The following is a 16,976-nucleotide window of genomic DNA, read 5'->3' as shown; positions in this document are numbered from 1 at the left end:
CGCAGGTTAAGTTTTAGCTTCAACTTAGCTTTTAATCAGTACAGTTTATACCCCAATGAGTAAGCGATCGCGTTCACAAACAAAATTAAAAACGAGATTTAATTAAGAATAATATCACTGAAGTTAATGGTATAAAAAAACACATTTTTATTATCGTAATCAAGACGATTAGATACACCTCTAAAGGTAGATACTATCTACTTTAAGAAAGGTTACGTTTGTAACAGAATGTAAATTAGTTTTAGGTAGAACACATGGCTGACATTGTTGATACCGCTGTGAATGCTGGGTCTTTCAATACATTAGTTGCTGCAATCAAAGCTGCAAATTTGGTAGATACTCTGAAAGGTGCTGGCCCATTTACTGTATTTGCACCTACTGACGAGGCATTTGCTAAGCTTCCAGCAGGTACAGTAGATGCACTGCTCAAAGATATTCCAAAACTCAAGAAAATCCTGACTTATCATGTTGTTTCAGGTAAGGTACTTTCATCCGATGTAGTTAAGCTGAAGTCAGCTACTACTGTTGAAGGTTCTGATGTGAAAATTGACGCTTCTAATGGAGTCAAAATAAATAATGCCACTGTTGCAACACCAGATGTTGCCGCTGATAACGGTGTCATTCACGTCATCGATACAGTTTTAATTCCTGCATAAGCAAGCAATTACTTAAATTTGTAGCTCAAAGAAAGTTTAAACTTTCTTTGAGCTACAAATTCTATCTAGGTATATTGCTCTAGTTGAAAAGTCCTTTCAGCATGAAATCAGCAAATGCGGACTTAATTTCTTGTAGTCGCAATTTTAATCGTTTTGAGTCATCGAACACTCAACGAAGTGATTGTTACTTACCCCATCAGTCTATACACAATCACTTTTCCTTTCCAATCTTCTTCCACAAACACTAAGTACTCACCATTTGAACGCCGAAAAGCGCGGATACCGTAGGGTATATCAATCCAGCCGCTTTCATTTCCAACTTCTGGGCCAGGTTTTAACTGTTGTACTTGCGTTCCCGTTGCTGCGTTGTAGACATATACCTCTGCGGTTTTTACTGTCACGGCGAATACATATTCTCCAGCCACACTCATCGCAGCAGTGGACACTTCACGCTTGCCAGTGGTGTCGTATGGAATCACAATCCGATAACGAGGAGTGCGATTTCCTCGACTCCAATTGTCAAAACGTGCAATCTCAGAACCAACGACTCCATTATCGTCACCGATCGCAGGATGCTCTCCTGTGAAGCCTGACAAATACATAGTATCTGTTTCTGGGAAATATTCGATCCGCCGCAAATCTGTAAATATCTTCGGAGTGGTTTGCTTTTGCATCAAACTATAGGAATAAATGGGGTTCCCCTTTGCATCTATTCCCTGTAAAGGATAATGCCTAATACCATTACCATCGTGGGAACGCAAGGCTTTCCAAACATCTCCTTTGCTATCTACCCACCATCCGCCGATAAAGGGGTAGTCTTTACTGCTATCATACTCATTCTTTTCAAACGCCCCATTACCGTTACTATCTCGCCATATCCACTCGCCTTTTTCCGGTTGCTGCGGTGGCCAAGTTCCTGAGATGGATTTTTTATCTCCGCCATTACTACCTACAAACATCCCCGCTGGAATAGCAATTTTGCCATCTGTAGCTGGATTGAAACGATATATTTGCAGAAAGCTGCCATACATATTTGTGAGGAACAAGAAAGGCTTACCTTTGATGCGACGAACAAAGGTTCCATCTGGCGATGTATGCAAGCGTGGATCTTGAGGATATTTGACAGCGTTTAAAGTATAGCTTTTATAAGTCCACTGTTTGCCAGCCGGCTGACTGTAATCCATCAAATAGTGTTCGTGCTTGGTAAATACGTCTATACCATTAGTTTTGGGATCAGCATCCGCATTATCGACAAATATCAATCCAAGTAATTGCCACAACTGTTTTCCCGATGGTGAGAATTTGCGTAAATCCGTTCCTGATTTGTTGAAACCATTACTATTAATATAGATATTACCTGCGCTATCTGTACCGACTCCGGTAAGACCATAAAGTTTCAAATCTTGGACTTCCCCCGGAATACCTGCGTAAACACCACCTTTGCAACCGAAACTACTCACCTGTACTGGTTTATCTTTGATGTCATAAGTCAACATTTGCTGACGCGGCCCATTTTCTGCCACTAACAGCCTACCTTGATGATCAATTGCGATCGCTGTTGGTTCGACAACATCTGCAATCTGTTGAGGCAATTGCTTTCCAGTCTGGGAATAATGCAGAATTTTAGCAGGGTTGCTACCATTTTTGCTTTGAATAATCCACAGATTTTCTTGTTTATCAAGGGTTATTGCTCCCGGACGAGCAACGCTAAAGCTGCGAAGTTCTTTCATTGTGTCAGTATTGTAGACACGAATGCGATCGCTAGCAAAATCACTCACATACAACTCGCTTCCCGCAGTTGCTAATCCAGTAACTTCACTTTTGGTGCTGGTGATTAACATACTTTTATCCCAGCCACGTCCTTCAGGAAATGGTGCAGGTTTTCCAGATAAGTCGTAACGTCTGACGCAATACCAAGTTGTTCCTTCTGAGGGATAATCTTCTTTTGCCTTATCCATTGCACCTTGGCTCATGGCAATGTAAATATATTTACTATTTACAGCCACAGCTTTGCCACCGCTACGACTCCAGCCGTGAGTATCACCAATAGCACTAATTACTTTGCCATCTTTGTATATTTGTGCTTCTGCTCCAGCTTCATCCCAATGGCTGTTAGTATAAACTTTGCCATCGGCAGCAACATACATGGCCTCTATATTGTTTTGTACCCGCAGGTTTCCACTGCCGAAAGTATTACCTATCCAAGATGTTTTGTATGTCAGTGCAGGCGTTCCAGTTGTAGCCCAATCTGTTGTAATTCCAACGGAAGTAACAATTACTCCGACAGTTAGACTGAGTAAAAAGTTGAAAGTTTTATTTTTGTGCCAACGTCTAGTTTGAGATAGCTTCTTGATACGCTGATGGAGATGTTGACAGAATTTTTCTAACTTTAGTAGTAATTTGTTTTTCATAAAATTCCTAAGCTTGTAATTCCTTTTAAATGCTCATTTTTTCTGGAATTCCAAAAAAAACATAGTTACACTTGACTGTATATACATCACAGCATACAGACCAGTAATTAACAGCTAAATATCACAACTTGAATACATCGTATTCTGCTATACCTGCATTTTGAGATGTATACAGACTGACTATGTAGATTATTAAGTATACTGCTGCAAATAAATATTAATTGTTAACATCCAAAACCCTGATAATATCGACGTTTAGGTATAGAATATTGACTATTTTGTGCAGTTGTATTTATTTGCGTTTGTTTACTTAAAACTATCTAAGCCCAGAAAATAATTGATACTTAATTGCTGAGATTGCGTTTAGCAGTACATATATATAAATAACAAAGAATTGATATTAATGATTTAGCATTTACTAAAGCTTTATGAAAATAATATCAATATTTCAAATTTAAATTAATAGTTTTAACCGGAATCATTCAAAGTATTAATATTTACTTTTAAACAATATATTAAGTAAATATTAATACAAAATTATTGATGATCTAATTACTTTTATTCATATAAAATTGTTGCTTTTGATAGAATGAGCACTGATCAACATGATGAAAAAATTAGATATACAATTATTATGCAAGTATCATATCTATCATAGATAGTGTTATTTATTTAACAGAATATGTGTTTCATTTTTATTGTTGACATAAAGATATAAATAGTTTATAAATTAGTGTCCTTACAAAAAATAAACTCTTATTTATAATGTGTATGCAGTTGTTGACTTTAATAACTTAGGTTTTTAAATAATCCCAAATTAAAATCAGATTTGTATGCAAAGCTACTTGAAAAGTGCGGATAATGCATAGAATGGCAGGATATAAGTACTAGCATCAGCAATTGGCTGCTGAATTCAAAATAGGCGGTTGAGCTTGGTGTAATTAATAAACTCATGCTCAATACATTATGGGAGACACATTTTTGAAAAGTCACAAAGAAAATTTTGATTCAACATCTGCGTCAATTCTCACTCTAGGATTAGGATGGTTTCCCAAAACACCCGGAGGTTTAGAAAGATATATTTATGAACTAACTCATAAATTAGCAGCAAATCAAGACCAGGTTGAATTATGTGGAGTTGGTCTACCAGAAGGTAAACAAAATTTGCCAATTAAGCTAACTAACTTGGCTTCTCCAGATAGTGCCATTTGGCAAAGACTATGGTCAATTCGCATGAACTTTAAGAAAACTAGAGTTAGCAAACCAGATGCAATTAATCTGCATTTTGCATTATACAGTTTTCCTATTTTAGATATTTTACCGAAGGGAGTACCAATTACTTTTAACTTTCATGGCCCTTGGGCTTCGGAGAGTCAGCAGGAAGTTGTTAATAAAAAACTGAGTATTTTTCTTAAGCATTGGCTGATAGAACAAAGTACTTATAACCGCTGCGATCGCTTTATTGTTCTTAGCAAAGCATTTGGCAATATTCTACATCAAAAATATCAAATTCCCTGGAGTAAAATTCATGTTATCCCCGGTGGAGTGGATATTACCAAATTTCAAACAAATTTATCACCTCAAGAGGCTCGAACAAAGTTAGGCTGGCCCACTAATCGCCGTATTTTATTTACATCCCGTCGTTTAGTACATCGAGTAGGGCTTGATAAATTATTGCAAGCTGTGGCGACAATTAAACCGAAAATTCCAGATATTTGGCTGGCGATCGCAGGTCGTGGACACATACAAGCTACACTACAACAACAAGCAACAGAATTGGGGCTAGATGACAATGTTAAGTTTTTAGGTTTTATACCTGATGAACAGTTACCTATAGCTTACCAAGCTGCTGATTTAACCGTCATGCCTAGTCAATCTTTTGAAGGATTTGGATTAGCGATAGTCGAATCTTTAGCCTGTGGTACTCCAGTTATGTGTACTCCAGTTGGTGGAATGCCGGAAATTTTAGAGAACTTTTCACCCAATTTAATTACTACTTCTATTGAAGCTTCTAGTATTACTGAAAAACTAGAAAATGTGTTTTTGGAAAACATATCTATGCCTTCACGAGAAGCCTGTCGTCAGTACGCCACTACACACTACGACTGGAGTAAAATTGCTCAGCAAGTACGCAATATTCTATTAGCTTAAAGAAATTTAATTTAACTACTCTTTATAGACAGAAATTCGAGGATGGGGTATTACAAGGAGATTATATGAAAATTCTTTTTTTAGACCAAAGTGGTAAACCAGGTGGTGCAGAATTATGTTTAATAGATATTGCTAAACCATATCGCGATCGCGCTCTTGTAGGACTATTTGCAGATGGATCATTTAAAAATTTACTACAGCAAAATAGTATCCCGGTAGAAGTTCTCGCTACGCAAACAATTCAAGTTCGCAAAGAAAGCAGTTTGACTCAAGGATTAAAAAGTCTGGGACAAATTATCCCGCTGATTACTAAAGTAGTCAAAAGAGCTAGTGAATACGATTTAATTTATGCAAACACCCAAAAAGCATTAGTTGTTGGGGCATTAGCTAGTTTATTCAGCCGTCGCCCTCTGGTCTATCATTTGCACGATATTCTTTCTCAAGAACATTTCAGCCAAACAAACCTTCGTATTGCGATAAACCTTGCTAATCGTTTGGCATCATTAGTAATTGCCAATTCTCAAGCTAGTAAAACAGCCTTTGTGCAAGCGGGAGGTAACCCAGATATTATCAAAGTTGTTTATAACGGCTTTGAACCAAAAATCTATCAAACTAGCGAATCTGATATTAAGCAATTAAAACAAAAGTTAGGACTAGAAGGGCAATTTGTAGTCGGACACTTTAGCCGTCTTGCACCTTGGAAAGGGCAGCATATTTTAATTACTGCGCTTGCTGAGTGTCCGCCACAGGTGACAGCACTTTTAGTTGGTGATGCACTATTTGGCGAACAAGATTATGTGCAACAGTTACATCAACAAGTTGCTGAAATGGGGTTAGAAAACCGTGTTAAATTTTTAGGATTTCGTTCAGATATTCCCCAGTTAATGGCTGCTTGTGAAGTGGTAGCACATACCTCCACTTCCCCAGAACCATTTGGTAGAGTGATTGTTGAGGCAATGCTATGCGGACGCCCTGTGGTAGCAGCAAAAGCTGGGGGTGCAATAGAGTTAGTAGAACATGGGATCAATGGTTTTCTAGTGACGCCAGGAAAACCCCAGGAACTTGCACAAGTGATTACCACCTGTCTTCAGGAGGCACAAACAACTGCAACTATAGCTCATAATGCTCAGGCGATCGCTAGTCAGCGTTTTGATGTGACAACTATTAATCAGCAAATTGCTCAACTGTTGTCCCAATACGCTTCAGATCAGCCTACAGGCTAAATCCCTTGTTATTTTCACATCACCAGCCCTGCAAGGTATAGCGTTCAACTTTTAATATTCTTTGTGCCCTAGTGCCTCTGTGGTGATAATTAATTAACCACTCTCCGGGTTCACCAGTAGCCTAGGTTGGGAAACCCGCCGGAGAGCGCTGGTTCACAAAGACACAAAGTTTAATCGTACAGATAAAGTTTTAGTGAGCTTACCAGTTGCGCCACCCGCCCTTGGGTGAGATTTCATCTGTATACTTTGTTCCTTGACCTTGCAATAAAGATTGATACTCTGTGCTACTTGCCCAGCGGTCAATTTCTCGTGCTCGCAGTACTGGTACTGGATGGGTTAATTGGGCTGTGCGGGCGGCTTTGACCATTTCACCTAGTTCAGTCTTACTGATATCATCGTAAGCACGAGCTTGGTCAACAAAAGCATCGAGATTAAGCTGTGGAGCCAAGATTGGGGAACCACCAGCCAACTTCATCAATACTGACATGACAACTTTAGGGTCTTGGGTTGCTAACAAAGCGGCGCGATCGCAGGTAAACTCAGCACAGCGTACCCATTCTAAAAGTTGTGCCTGTATCGCTTGAGCCAAGAAGGTTCCGACATTGGGGACAACTGCTGCCGCTAATATTAATAAATTTACAGGCGTCAAGTAAACGCTGTGGTCACATTTGAGATGCCCCAATTCATGGGCAATTACTGCCTGTATTTCTTCTGGTGTCAGAATATCAATCAACGAGGTGTGCAGCACAATAAAAGGTTGCTTACCCCTAACAGCAAAAGTATAGGCGTTGGGAGCCGGATGTTGCCGAACGTATAACTGGGGAGGCTCTATATCCAGGATTTTACAGGCGTCTAACAACAGCTTGTGTAAATCCGGCAGTTGTTTTTCACCTACCAAAATGCTAGAGGCAATATTTTCCACATAAAAAACCTGCTCTGCCATTGGCCCAAGCCAGTTTCGTACCATCATGTCTATGCCTGGTATCTGCTTGAGAGTTTTGGTAGCTTCCAGATCTAATGGGTGACGAAATGAGTCAGCTTTTAAACCAATCAGCGGAGTTTTAAAAAAGGACATGGTGCAGCAAGCTATAAAAAACGCAACTGTGGAATCTGGCTGTTTATCTAAACAGCTTCCCACAGCTAGTATAGCGATTTAAGTAGGGTGGGCATTGCCCACCTAACTACTAAGTCGAAATCGATGCTGGGGGAGTACTGCTACTGGCAGCTAATTCTGCATCAGCTGGTACATCTCCCACGCGTAAGATTCTAGCTCCCAAGTGCTGCAACTTCATATCGAATCGATCATAGCCGCGATCAAGGTGGTGCAATCCCTGAATTGTGGTTTGTCCTTCGGCTGCTAGTCCTGCTAAGACTAACGCTGCTGATGCCCGTAAGTCTGTGCCTAATACTGGCGCACCAGATAACATCGGCACTCCTCGAACAAAGGCCGCATTGCCTTTGACGCGAATATCTGCCCCTAAACGATTTAACTCTGAGGCATGACGCAAGCGGTTTTCAAATACAGATTCGTTAATTAGGCTGTCACCTTCCGCTAATGTCAGCAAAGCCATAAATGGCGCTTGCATATCTGTGGGAAAGCCTGGATGGGGCAAGGTTTCAATGTCGGTTGCCTTGAAAGTTTCCGCAGGTAAAATGCGTAAACAGTTAGGCGATTCCTCAAGTATTGTCACTCCAATTTCCCGCAGCTTGGCAATTACGGGAATCAAATGATCTGGTAGCACTGGCGAAAGGGTAAGTTCTGAGCGAGTGATAGCACCAGCAACCAAAAAGGTTCCGATTTCAATGCGATCAGGAATAATTGTGTACTCTACAGAATGCAACTTGGGGACGCCAACAATTGTAATCGTACTTGTCCCTGCACCCTGAATCTTCGCTCCCATCGCATTACAGAAATTCGCCAGATCTACTACCTCTGGTTCCCGTGCGGCATTTTCGATGATCGTTTCGCCATCTGCTAAAGTAGCCGCCATCATCAAAGTCTCTGTAGCTCCCACGCTGGGAGTGTCCAGATAAATCTTGGCTCCTTTTAACCTGCCACTGCTACCAGGAACATAGGCATTACAAATACCATGTTCAATCTGGACTTCGGCTCCCATTGCTTGCAGCCCCCGGACATGCAAATCAACTGGTCTGGCCCCAATTGCACAACCGCCTGGTAAAGGCATCTGCGCTACTCCTAATCGTGCAAGAATCGGCCCAATGGCGAAAAAACTTGCCCGCAATTGGGTGACTAGTTCGTAGGGAGCTTTTGATGTTGTAATTTCGCTGGCATTAATATCTAAGATATCGCCGTGTCGTGTTAAGCGAATACCCAAAGCTGATAAAACCTGCCCCATCCGATCTACATCAGCTAATAAGGGAACATTGCGGATGCGACAATCTCCTGAACATAGCAAAGTTCCAGCCATGATCACCAGTGCTGAATTTTTTGCTCCACTAATTTTTACGTGACCTCGCAAAGGATGCCCACCCCAAATTTGCAAGACTGAGGAGTCTGCTTCTGGAGTAAATTTGGCATCTGGTAAGCTGCTAGAAGGATTAATAAACCTACCTCCAAAAAAATAAATACATAATTGTCAAGGTTTGAAGTTGGTTTTGATTCTACAGTAAAGATTCAATTTGTCCACTATTTTGAAACCACATCTTGTATTGCTCAATAGTGTCTTAAGTGTAAACTGACGGCTGAAAACACGTAGCATTCAGTCTTATGGGCATTCAAAAATTCCACGTCAACTGAGTGTATAACCTTTTGTTTGAGCAAAATTAAATACTCAGTAAAAAGAACGCAATCTTATCTTTGGTAGTCTGGCAATTAATGTGATAAAAACACCTCTTACTAAGACACAAAACTACTTTCTCCCAGTCTTCCCTATTTTTTCCCGATTACTTGCTAGAAAATAAAGATATAGCAGATCTTTTGAATCAAACTACTCTAACTTGATGATTATGGGCGATAGAAAAATAAAATGCCAATAAAGAAAAATTTGATGTTTAAGATTATCTACGTTGGCTTCAATGTTTCTGAGAGCTACAGTAAGTAATTCCTGAGTACTAGAAATATTCTTTACTCAAAAGCAATTCCCTTTTTTGATTTCATCTGGATAAATAGGTGAATTTGACAAGTAGATATACTTATTCCTCATCAGATGCATCTTGCGGAAGTTCCTCAAATATCAAGATCCATAGGAGACTAAAGAAAGAAGAACGGCCGTTACTGAATTGGGGTGTGAAATGAAATTTGTCATGCTAAGTGCAACGTTGGCGCAGCCTCTCGTAGAGAAGCGGAACGGAGCATCTGATGAGATTCTTTCCTGCGGAACGCAACGCGAACTGTTCACTTTGTTAAGCACCCTGTGGGAACGCTGCGCGAACAGAAAGACAAATCATACTTTGATTCAGTAACGCCGAACAAAGAAACGTGTCTTACGGGTCTTGACGCAGGGAATGCTGCAAATAGTTAAGGAGGATTTATGCGTGCAGTACTGATGGCAGGCGGTTCGGGAACGCGGCTTCGCCCGTTAACTTGCGACCTGCCTAAACCGATGGTGCCTATCTTAAATCGACCAATTGCCGAACACATTATCAATCTTCTCAAACGACATCAAATTACAGAAGTAATTGCGACATTACATTATTTACCTGATGTCCTGCGAGACTACTTCCAAGATGGTGGTGATTTTGGCGTACAGATGACCTACGCTGTAGAAGAAGACCAGCCCCTTGGTACAGCAGGCTGTGTGAAGAATATTGCCGAACTTCTTGATGAAACCTTTTTAGTGATTAGCGGCGATAGTATAACAGATTTTGACCTCACAGCGGCAATTGAATTTCACAAACAAAAGCAGTCAAAAGCAACTTTGATTTTAACTAGAGTTCCTAACCCAATTGAGTTTGGGGTGGTGATTACCGATGAGCAAAGCCGAATTCGCCGATTTTTAGAAAAACCCTCTACTAGTGAAATTTTTTCCGATACAGTCAACACTGGCACTTATATTCTTGAACCAGAAGTTTTGGAATATCTGCCAGCAAACACTGAATCTGACTTTTCTAAAGACTTATTTCCCTTGCTTCTTGCCAAAGATGAGCCAATGTATGGTTACATTGCTGAAGGTTACTGGTGCGATGTTGGTCATTTAGATGCTTATCGTGAAGCTCAGTATGATGCATTAGCTCGTAAGGTACAACTTGATTTTGCCTACAAAGAAGTTTCAGCCGGGTTGTGGGTGGGTCAAAATACCTTTATTGATCCAACGGCAATTATTGAAACTCCAGCAGTGATTGGCGACAATTGCCGCATCGGAGCAAGAGTACAGATTGAAGACGGAACTATCATTGGCGATAATGTCACCATTGGCGCTGATGCCAATCTTAAGCGTCCAATTGTGTGGAATGGGGCAATTATTGGAGATGAAGCACAACTGAGCGCCTGTGTGATTTCTCGTGGGACTCGTGTAGACCGTCGCGCTCAGGTATTAGAAGCTGCTGTAGTAGGTTCGCTTTCTACGGTGGGAGAAGAAGCCCAAATTAGCCCTGGTGTGCGTGTTTGGCCTAGTAAGAAAATCGAGTCAGGTGCGATTTTAAACATTAACTTGATTTGGGGTAACATCGCTCAACGAAATTTATTTGGGCAACGTGGTGTGCAAGGATTAGCTAATATCGACATCACCCCAGAATTTGCCGTCAAGTTGGGAGCTGCTTACGGTTCGACTTTAAAACCTGGCTCTAAAGTAACGGTTTCCCGTGATCAGCGTAATATTTCTCGCATGGTGACGCGATCGCTAATTGCTGGTTTGATGTCAGTAGGTGTTGACATTCAAAACCTCGATGCTACAGCCATCCCCATAGCTCGTACAGTTATACCCACAATGTCGGTTAATGGCGGTATCCATGTACGGGTACACCCCGATCGCCCTGACTACATTCTCGTTGAATTTATGGATGCCAAGGGTATTAATATCTCCAAAGCTCTAGAAAAGAAAATTGAGGGGGCTTACTTTAAGGAAGATATGCGGCGGGCGCTAATTCATGAAATTGGCGATGTATCATACCCTAGCCAAGTCATTGACCGTTACTGTACTGCGTTTGAGAAGCTGTTGCATGTTGCCACTCTTTGTAATAGTCGGGCAAAAGTGGTAATTGACTATGTTTATGCCGTATCTGGCGCAGTGTTACCCCAAATGTTAGATAAATTTGGCGCTGATGCGGTGGTGCTAAATGCCAGCCTTAATAAAAATGCTGTAACCACAACCGACCGCGAAACACTGCTGACTCAGTTGGGTCATGTGGTCGAGGCGTTGAAAGCTAACTTCGGCGTTCAGGTAACGGCGAATGGGGAACAACTGATTTTAGTTGATGAATCGGGAAGCCTGATTCGTGGGGAAATGTTAACAGCGCTAATGGTGGACATGATGTTAACAGCTCACCCCAGAGGCACAGTAGTTGTGCCAGTTCATGCTTCTAGTGGCGTGGAACAAGTCGCCCGTCGCCACGATGGTAAGGTGATTCGTACTAAGGCTAATCCCGCAGCATTGATGGAAGCTTGTCAGAAAAATCCGAATGTGGTGGTAGGAGGTAGTGGAGATGTTGGTTTTATTTTCCCGCAACTGCATCCGGGATTTGATTCCATGTTCTGCATTGCTAAACTGATTGAGATGCTGACCATTCAAGAGCGCTCGCTCGCTACTGTCCGCTCAGAATTGCCTCGTGTAATTCACAAAAGTTATACAGTACGTTGCCCCTGGACAGCTAAAGGCGCACTCATGCGTTACTTAGTCGAAACTCACCCAGCCCAAAACCTAGAATTAATCGATGGGGTGAAAATTTGCCAGCCCTACGATGACAGTTGGTTGTTAGTTCTACCAGATGCCAGCGAACCACTGGTACACTTGTATGCAAATAGCAACGATCGCGATTGGGTAGATGATACCGTCAGAGATTACCGCGCCCGTGTTCAAACATTTGTGGAGAGGCAACAAGAATATCTCCCCGCTGAAGTGTAATTTCAAACAGTTATTAGTTATCAGTGAACGCAGATAACTAATAACTATTCACTAGAACTGTTTTGAAAATCGGACTTATGGCATGGGGTAAGTAGGCGATCGCTTAACATAGTTTTTAATTAATGCCCATCAAGTAATACTCATTAAATTACTTATGGAATTGAGTGCAAGTAAGAAGAAAAAGTAAGCAATAAAATTTCTGACTTGCAAGGAAGCAACATACTTATAAAGGTTATAGCAAGGTGCGACCTCTCAACTTACTTGCACCGCATTGGCTTTCTTACTTAAAAAACAAGCATGATGCGGTACAGTTCGTATTATTGTAAACTGCAATAACAGGTGATATTTAGACTTACCCCTATTTTTTACATAAGATTAATATTTATAGTATATGAATGATTCAACAAGCGTCTCGCTAGAGCTTTCCGGTTACTCAGTAAAGCATTTAGTGAGAGAAAATGCAGCAATACTTCAGATCCTTTATGAGCAATGTAAAGAGTTTGCTCTCCTCACCGATGGCGAACCCCCTTCACCAACTGCTGCCCGCGATGAATTTGACGCTGTTCCGGAGAATAAAACTACACAAGACAAGTACATCTTTGGTTTATTTGACTCACGCAATGTTTTATTAGGCATGATTGAATCGATCCGTCACTATCCTGATAATAAAACTTGGTGGCTAGGGCTGATGATGCTTGCTCCTGAACAGCGAGGTAAAGGCTTAGGTTCACAGTTTTATAAAGGATTTGAGCGTTGGGTATCGACACACGGAGTGAAGCAAGTATCTTTGTCTGTGATTGAAGCAAATGAGCAAGGATTATGGTTTTGGGAAAAAATGGGATTTGAAGTGATCCGCAAAACACCACCGAGACAATTTGGAGTTAAAACGCATGAGCTTTATGTCATGAGCCGTACCATAGATTGAATCGGTTAAGCCGCCGTATAACAAATGCCTGCACAGCCATATCTGCCCCCACTTGGCGAATATGCCTTTTTAGAAAAAGTGTAGCCAAGAATCTGGCGAGCCGCGACATCGCAAGAAAGGTACGCAGCATTGGCTGCTGCAAAACTTTATCAAATAAGGCTATCTGTGTTACGGGTTCCCCTTACACCCCACACGCAGCCCTAACAAAATCACCTTAACTTCGTGCTATTCGATAAGATATTGGTTCATAGATTTTGACATCAATTCTTTGTCTGGGAACCAAAGTGTATTTTTATTTGGACTGTTTAACAAAATTATTGGTAAGTCTGGGTTAAAAATGGATGCCCATGCTGACAAGAATGAACTTGTCCTGATTAATACGTTGCATCGAGACAGTAACAGAGCATTTATCAGCGCTTCTTCACCTTTTTTAAAATTATCTTTACCTAAATTGATGTGATGAAAAGCTTCATTGTTAATTGCTTTTAGCTGATCTTCATGATTAAAAACTGGTATAAATTGAAATTCATTTTTTATATAATCAATAAAATCACCTTCATCACTGGCTACAAAAAGACAATCTACTTTAGGATGTTTATTGAGATAATTATTGACTACTTTCTTAACATATTCCCAAGAAACTCTCGGAGACTCAACTATTTTATCAGTACCCCTGTAGTGTATCCCCAGTACAAACTTACCCTGAAAATATTTTTGGAAGTATGTATCTACTTTTGTCTGCATATATTGGTTAATATGCATGTATTTTTGCATAAGATTTGATGCATACAATACAGTCATTTTATCGAAGTGTTCACTTGGCAAAAGTAGTTGTAAAATATGTGTAATCGTGATATTACTTATCGATTTGCTATGTGAAGTCTTATAAAGATTGCCTCCACTCAATTCAGGAACTTCAAAAAAGTATCGAAACCAATTTTCGCCTAATTCAGGAGCTAAATAGTTTTCTCCAGTCAAGTAAATATCGGGAATTAAACCTTTGTCTTCACAAAAAGATAAAATATAAAGACACCAATTTAGTTGAGCAAAAAAACCGCTATAATTGTTGTGTATTGTTACAGTAAATCTTTTAGAATTAAATATTGAAAAATAGGATGGACGCACTTTGTCATAAACATTTCTCAGCACTTCCTTTACGATATCTTTAGTTGATTTTGGTATTGTCACTATTGTCATTCTATTTGCTGTTTATTTGATTTCTAATGATAGTTAATCTAAAAATTAGGTAATAAACAAGCCTAAATAAGAACTTTTTACAAAAGCTTTAATTCTTTAGTTAAAAAATATACTTCGGCACGGAATTACTACTTAAATTTTAAGTTCCAGTTAAGATTGGTATAAATTAATATATAAAATTATCTAATAGTATTTCTGTAAAAATTTTAAGTGCTAGAGCGTTGATACATTCTAACACTGGTTATTTTGCAAAAATCAGGTAGAGTTTTGGTAACAGTATAAATGATACTTATAAGCTTGGCCGTTGATATTGTGTTCATGAACCCCAAGCAACCATTCAAATGGTATCAGTTCACGGCTTCAAACCTTTGACGAGTCAAATATTTAATCGACGAGTCAGCAGTAAGGCGTTGGAAGATTCTTGCTGAAAATTGGCGCATTTTTACAAACAGCGCGATCGCTCAGCTTAGAGGGGCCACCTGACTGGTCTACCAACATTAATAAATACTTGTACGAGCAGTAAACGCATATCTTTTATTGTGATGGAATATAGTGGAATTACTGAAGCCTTAACTACTAATGAACATTTTCAACAGGCAGGCTTTCGGGCATTACTGCGGGAAAATTTGCCTTAGTGCGTTTGGGAGTGCTGAGTCAAGGGTCAAGAGTCAAGGTTAAGAGTTAATAATTTTCTCATTGGCCCCCTGCCCCTCTGCACCCCCTTAAGGCGAGATTTAAAATAAACCCTTATTATTTCGTTACAATCAGCTTGTGCGTTAGGCATTCAAGAGTCATTTGCCATGAAATTGATTTCTGATCCACCAATTCCCGTGAAAATTCAAAAGATGAAAGAACGGGTACGGTGGATGCATCCGAGTATTGTGCAACGAGGAATTGACCAAACCTGTATGGTTGTGGACGATCGCAGGGAAGATAGTCCAGAATTTTCGTTTATAGTTATTGGTGATTCTGGTACTAAGTCCCATTACGGACATCATCCTCAACGAAAGGTTGCTGAAATGATGCTTCCGCACCGCGAGGATTGCCGTTTTGTATTACACACAGGCGATGTAATTTATGTGGTGGGTTCTCAGGAGTATTACCGGACAAACTTTATCGAACCTTACCGGGAATTTATAGTAGGTGGCGAGAACCCTAAAAGCATTCCCTACGATCGCATGGTGTTTAATTTGCCGTTTCTACCAGTGCTTGGGAATCATGATTATTATGATGTGCCACTGATGTATCGATGGGTGGCTGGAACTACGTTACCACTGCGCCGCTTGTTACGCTACAAAGACATCGAGATTGGTTGGCATGGATCATATCAAGGTGATGCTTATGCACGGGCGTTTCTGGACTATAAGGGAGAAGATTTAGAGCGTCACCTAGATGAGCATTATACTGCTAAGACCGATACGGGGCGCTGTTTACGTTACGAACCGGGACATTTCACCCGCTTACCCAATCGTTATTACACCTTTCGTTACGGCGGGATTGACTTTTTCGCTTTGGATTCCAATACCTTTAATACACCATCACCTCTACCTGCAACTCAAGAGGGGGAAATTTATCGGCGGGAATTGGAAAAGCGTCGCCAGGAGATAGATCAAGAAGAATTGCAGATTTTGGGAATATGCGATCGCCTCAATCCAGATAAGCCTAGCGAAGCTGAGCAACTCGATGATCTTAGTGCCAAACTCGACCAAATCAACGAGATTAAAATCGACATTGAAAAACAATTAGCATCTCACAAAATGCCTGCGATCGACTTTGAACAACTTGACTGGTTGCGAAGCAGGCTGATCGAATCTTGGAATACTTCCGAAGTGCGCGGACGCGTCATCTTTTTCCACCATCCCCCCTACGTCACAGAAGCAACCAAGTGGGATCAGGCGCAAACTTTAGCGGTACGCCATCGCCTGCGCTGGGTGTTTGAACAGGTAGCTGAAACTCTTGGTTCCCTAGTTAAAGAGCGTTCAATAGTCGATTTGATTTTAAACGGTCACGCGCACTGTTTGGAATATCTCCGCACAGTTAATACTGGATTTGCTGACTCTAACATCAACTGTATTATCTCTGGTGGGAGTGGTCATCGTCCCCGCTATCAAAGAAAAGAGGGGACTGAATTGCTAGAAACTTTTACGGAAATTGCCAGTAAATCCACTCGTAAAGTCGCTGATTCAATGCTTTTTGTCGGTCGTCATGACTACAACTTCCAGAAGCGACTACCTTACTCCTGTGTGCGGATTGATGTTTTAGATGGTCGTCCACCCAAGTTTGTGATTAGACCTTTAGTAGCTGAGCGTATTGGGGAACAGTGGCATAACCGCGAACTTGAACCATTCGTGATTTAATAAACAAATAAAATTAAACCTCTGCGTTTCTCAATA

Annotated in this window: 10 protein-coding genes and 1 pseudogene; 7 read left to right on the top strand and 4 right to left on the bottom strand. The window is 40.6% G+C overall.

What is annotated here, in order from left to right; translation table 11 throughout:
* Window positions 1–254: 254 nt before the first annotated feature.
* Window positions 255–656: a fasciclin domain-containing protein gene (locus HCR01_RS25415; protein WP_193198853.1), complete on the top strand. Its 402-nt coding sequence runs from the start codon at window positions 255–257 to the stop codon at window positions 654–656.
* Between the two features lie 188 nt (window positions 657–844).
* On the opposite strand, the gene HCR01_RS25410 is transcribed toward HCR01_RS25415, so the two are convergent.
* Window positions 845–3,067, bottom strand: a complete 2,223-nt coding sequence (locus tag HCR01_RS25410; RefSeq protein WP_193198852.1) for a hypothetical protein — start codon at window positions 3,065–3,067, stop codon at window positions 845–847.
* 981 nt (window positions 3,068–4,048) lie between these two features.
* Here HCR01_RS25410 and HCR01_RS25405 point away from each other — a divergent pair.
* A complete protein-coding gene (locus HCR01_RS25405) occupies window positions 4,049–5,218 on the top strand; it encodes a glycosyltransferase family 4 protein (RefSeq protein ID WP_193198851.1) in 1,170 nt (389 codons plus the stop codon).
* Window positions 5,219–5,283: 65 nt separating this feature from the next.
* Window positions 5,284–6,441, top strand: a complete 1,158-nt coding sequence (locus tag HCR01_RS25400) for a glycosyltransferase family 4 protein (protein ID WP_193198850.1) — start codon at window positions 5,284–5,286, stop codon at window positions 6,439–6,441.
* Between the two features lie 199 nt (window positions 6,442–6,640).
* Here HCR01_RS25400 and HCR01_RS25395 read toward each other — a convergent pair whose 3' ends face one another.
* Window positions 6,641–7,516, bottom strand: a complete 876-nt coding sequence (locus HCR01_RS25395; protein ID WP_193198849.1) for a M48 family metallopeptidase — start codon at window positions 7,514–7,516, stop codon at window positions 6,641–6,643.
* A gap of 109 nt (window positions 7,517–7,625) precedes the next feature.
* Window positions 7,626–9,005, bottom strand: a complete 1,380-nt coding sequence (gene murA, locus HCR01_RS25390) for a UDP-N-acetylglucosamine 1-carboxyvinyltransferase (RefSeq protein WP_193198884.1) — start codon at window positions 9,003–9,005, stop codon at window positions 7,626–7,628.
* Window positions 9,006–9,932: 927 nt separating this feature from the next.
* Here murA and HCR01_RS25385 point away from each other — a divergent pair.
* Both HCR01_RS25385 and HCR01_RS25380 read left to right on the top strand, forming a co-directional pair.
* The gene (locus HCR01_RS25385) at window positions 9,933–12,461 is read left to right on the top strand and encodes a mannose-1-phosphate guanyltransferase (protein ID WP_193198848.1); all 2,529 of its coding nucleotides are present in this window, start codon (window positions 9,933–9,935) and stop codon (window positions 12,459–12,461) included.
* Between the two features lie 391 nt (window positions 12,462–12,852).
* Window positions 12,853–13,386 (top strand): GNAT family N-acetyltransferase, encoded by a 534-nt coding sequence (locus HCR01_RS25380; RefSeq protein ID WP_193198847.1) that lies wholly within the window; start codon window positions 12,853–12,855, stop codon window positions 13,384–13,386.
* 225 nt (window positions 13,387–13,611) lie between these two features.
* On the opposite strand, the gene HCR01_RS25375 is transcribed toward HCR01_RS25380, so the two are convergent.
* Window positions 13,612–14,583, bottom strand: a complete 972-nt coding sequence (locus HCR01_RS25375; RefSeq protein WP_193198846.1) for a nodulation protein NodZ — start codon at window positions 14,581–14,583, stop codon at window positions 13,612–13,614.
* A 527-nt stretch (window positions 14,584–15,110) separates the two neighbouring features.
* Here HCR01_RS25375 and HCR01_RS25370 point away from each other — a divergent pair.
* Both HCR01_RS25370 and HCR01_RS25365 read left to right on the top strand, forming a co-directional pair.
* Window positions 15,111–15,218: pseudogene (locus HCR01_RS25370) on the top strand (PIN domain-containing protein); the annotation flags it as partial.
* Between the two features lie 165 nt (window positions 15,219–15,383).
* Window positions 15,384–16,940, top strand: a complete 1,557-nt coding sequence (locus HCR01_RS25365; RefSeq protein ID WP_193198845.1) for a metallophosphoesterase family protein — start codon at window positions 15,384–15,386, stop codon at window positions 16,938–16,940.
* The last annotated feature ends 36 nt before the right edge of the window (window positions 16,941–16,976 follow it).

This window comes from Nostoc sp. MG11, from assembly GCF_014904695.1.
In the GTDB taxonomy this organism is placed as follows: Bacteria; Cyanobacteriota; Cyanobacteriia; order Cyanobacteriales; family Nostocaceae; genus Komarekiella.
This window is presented reverse-complemented; position numbering and strand designations above follow the sequence as displayed.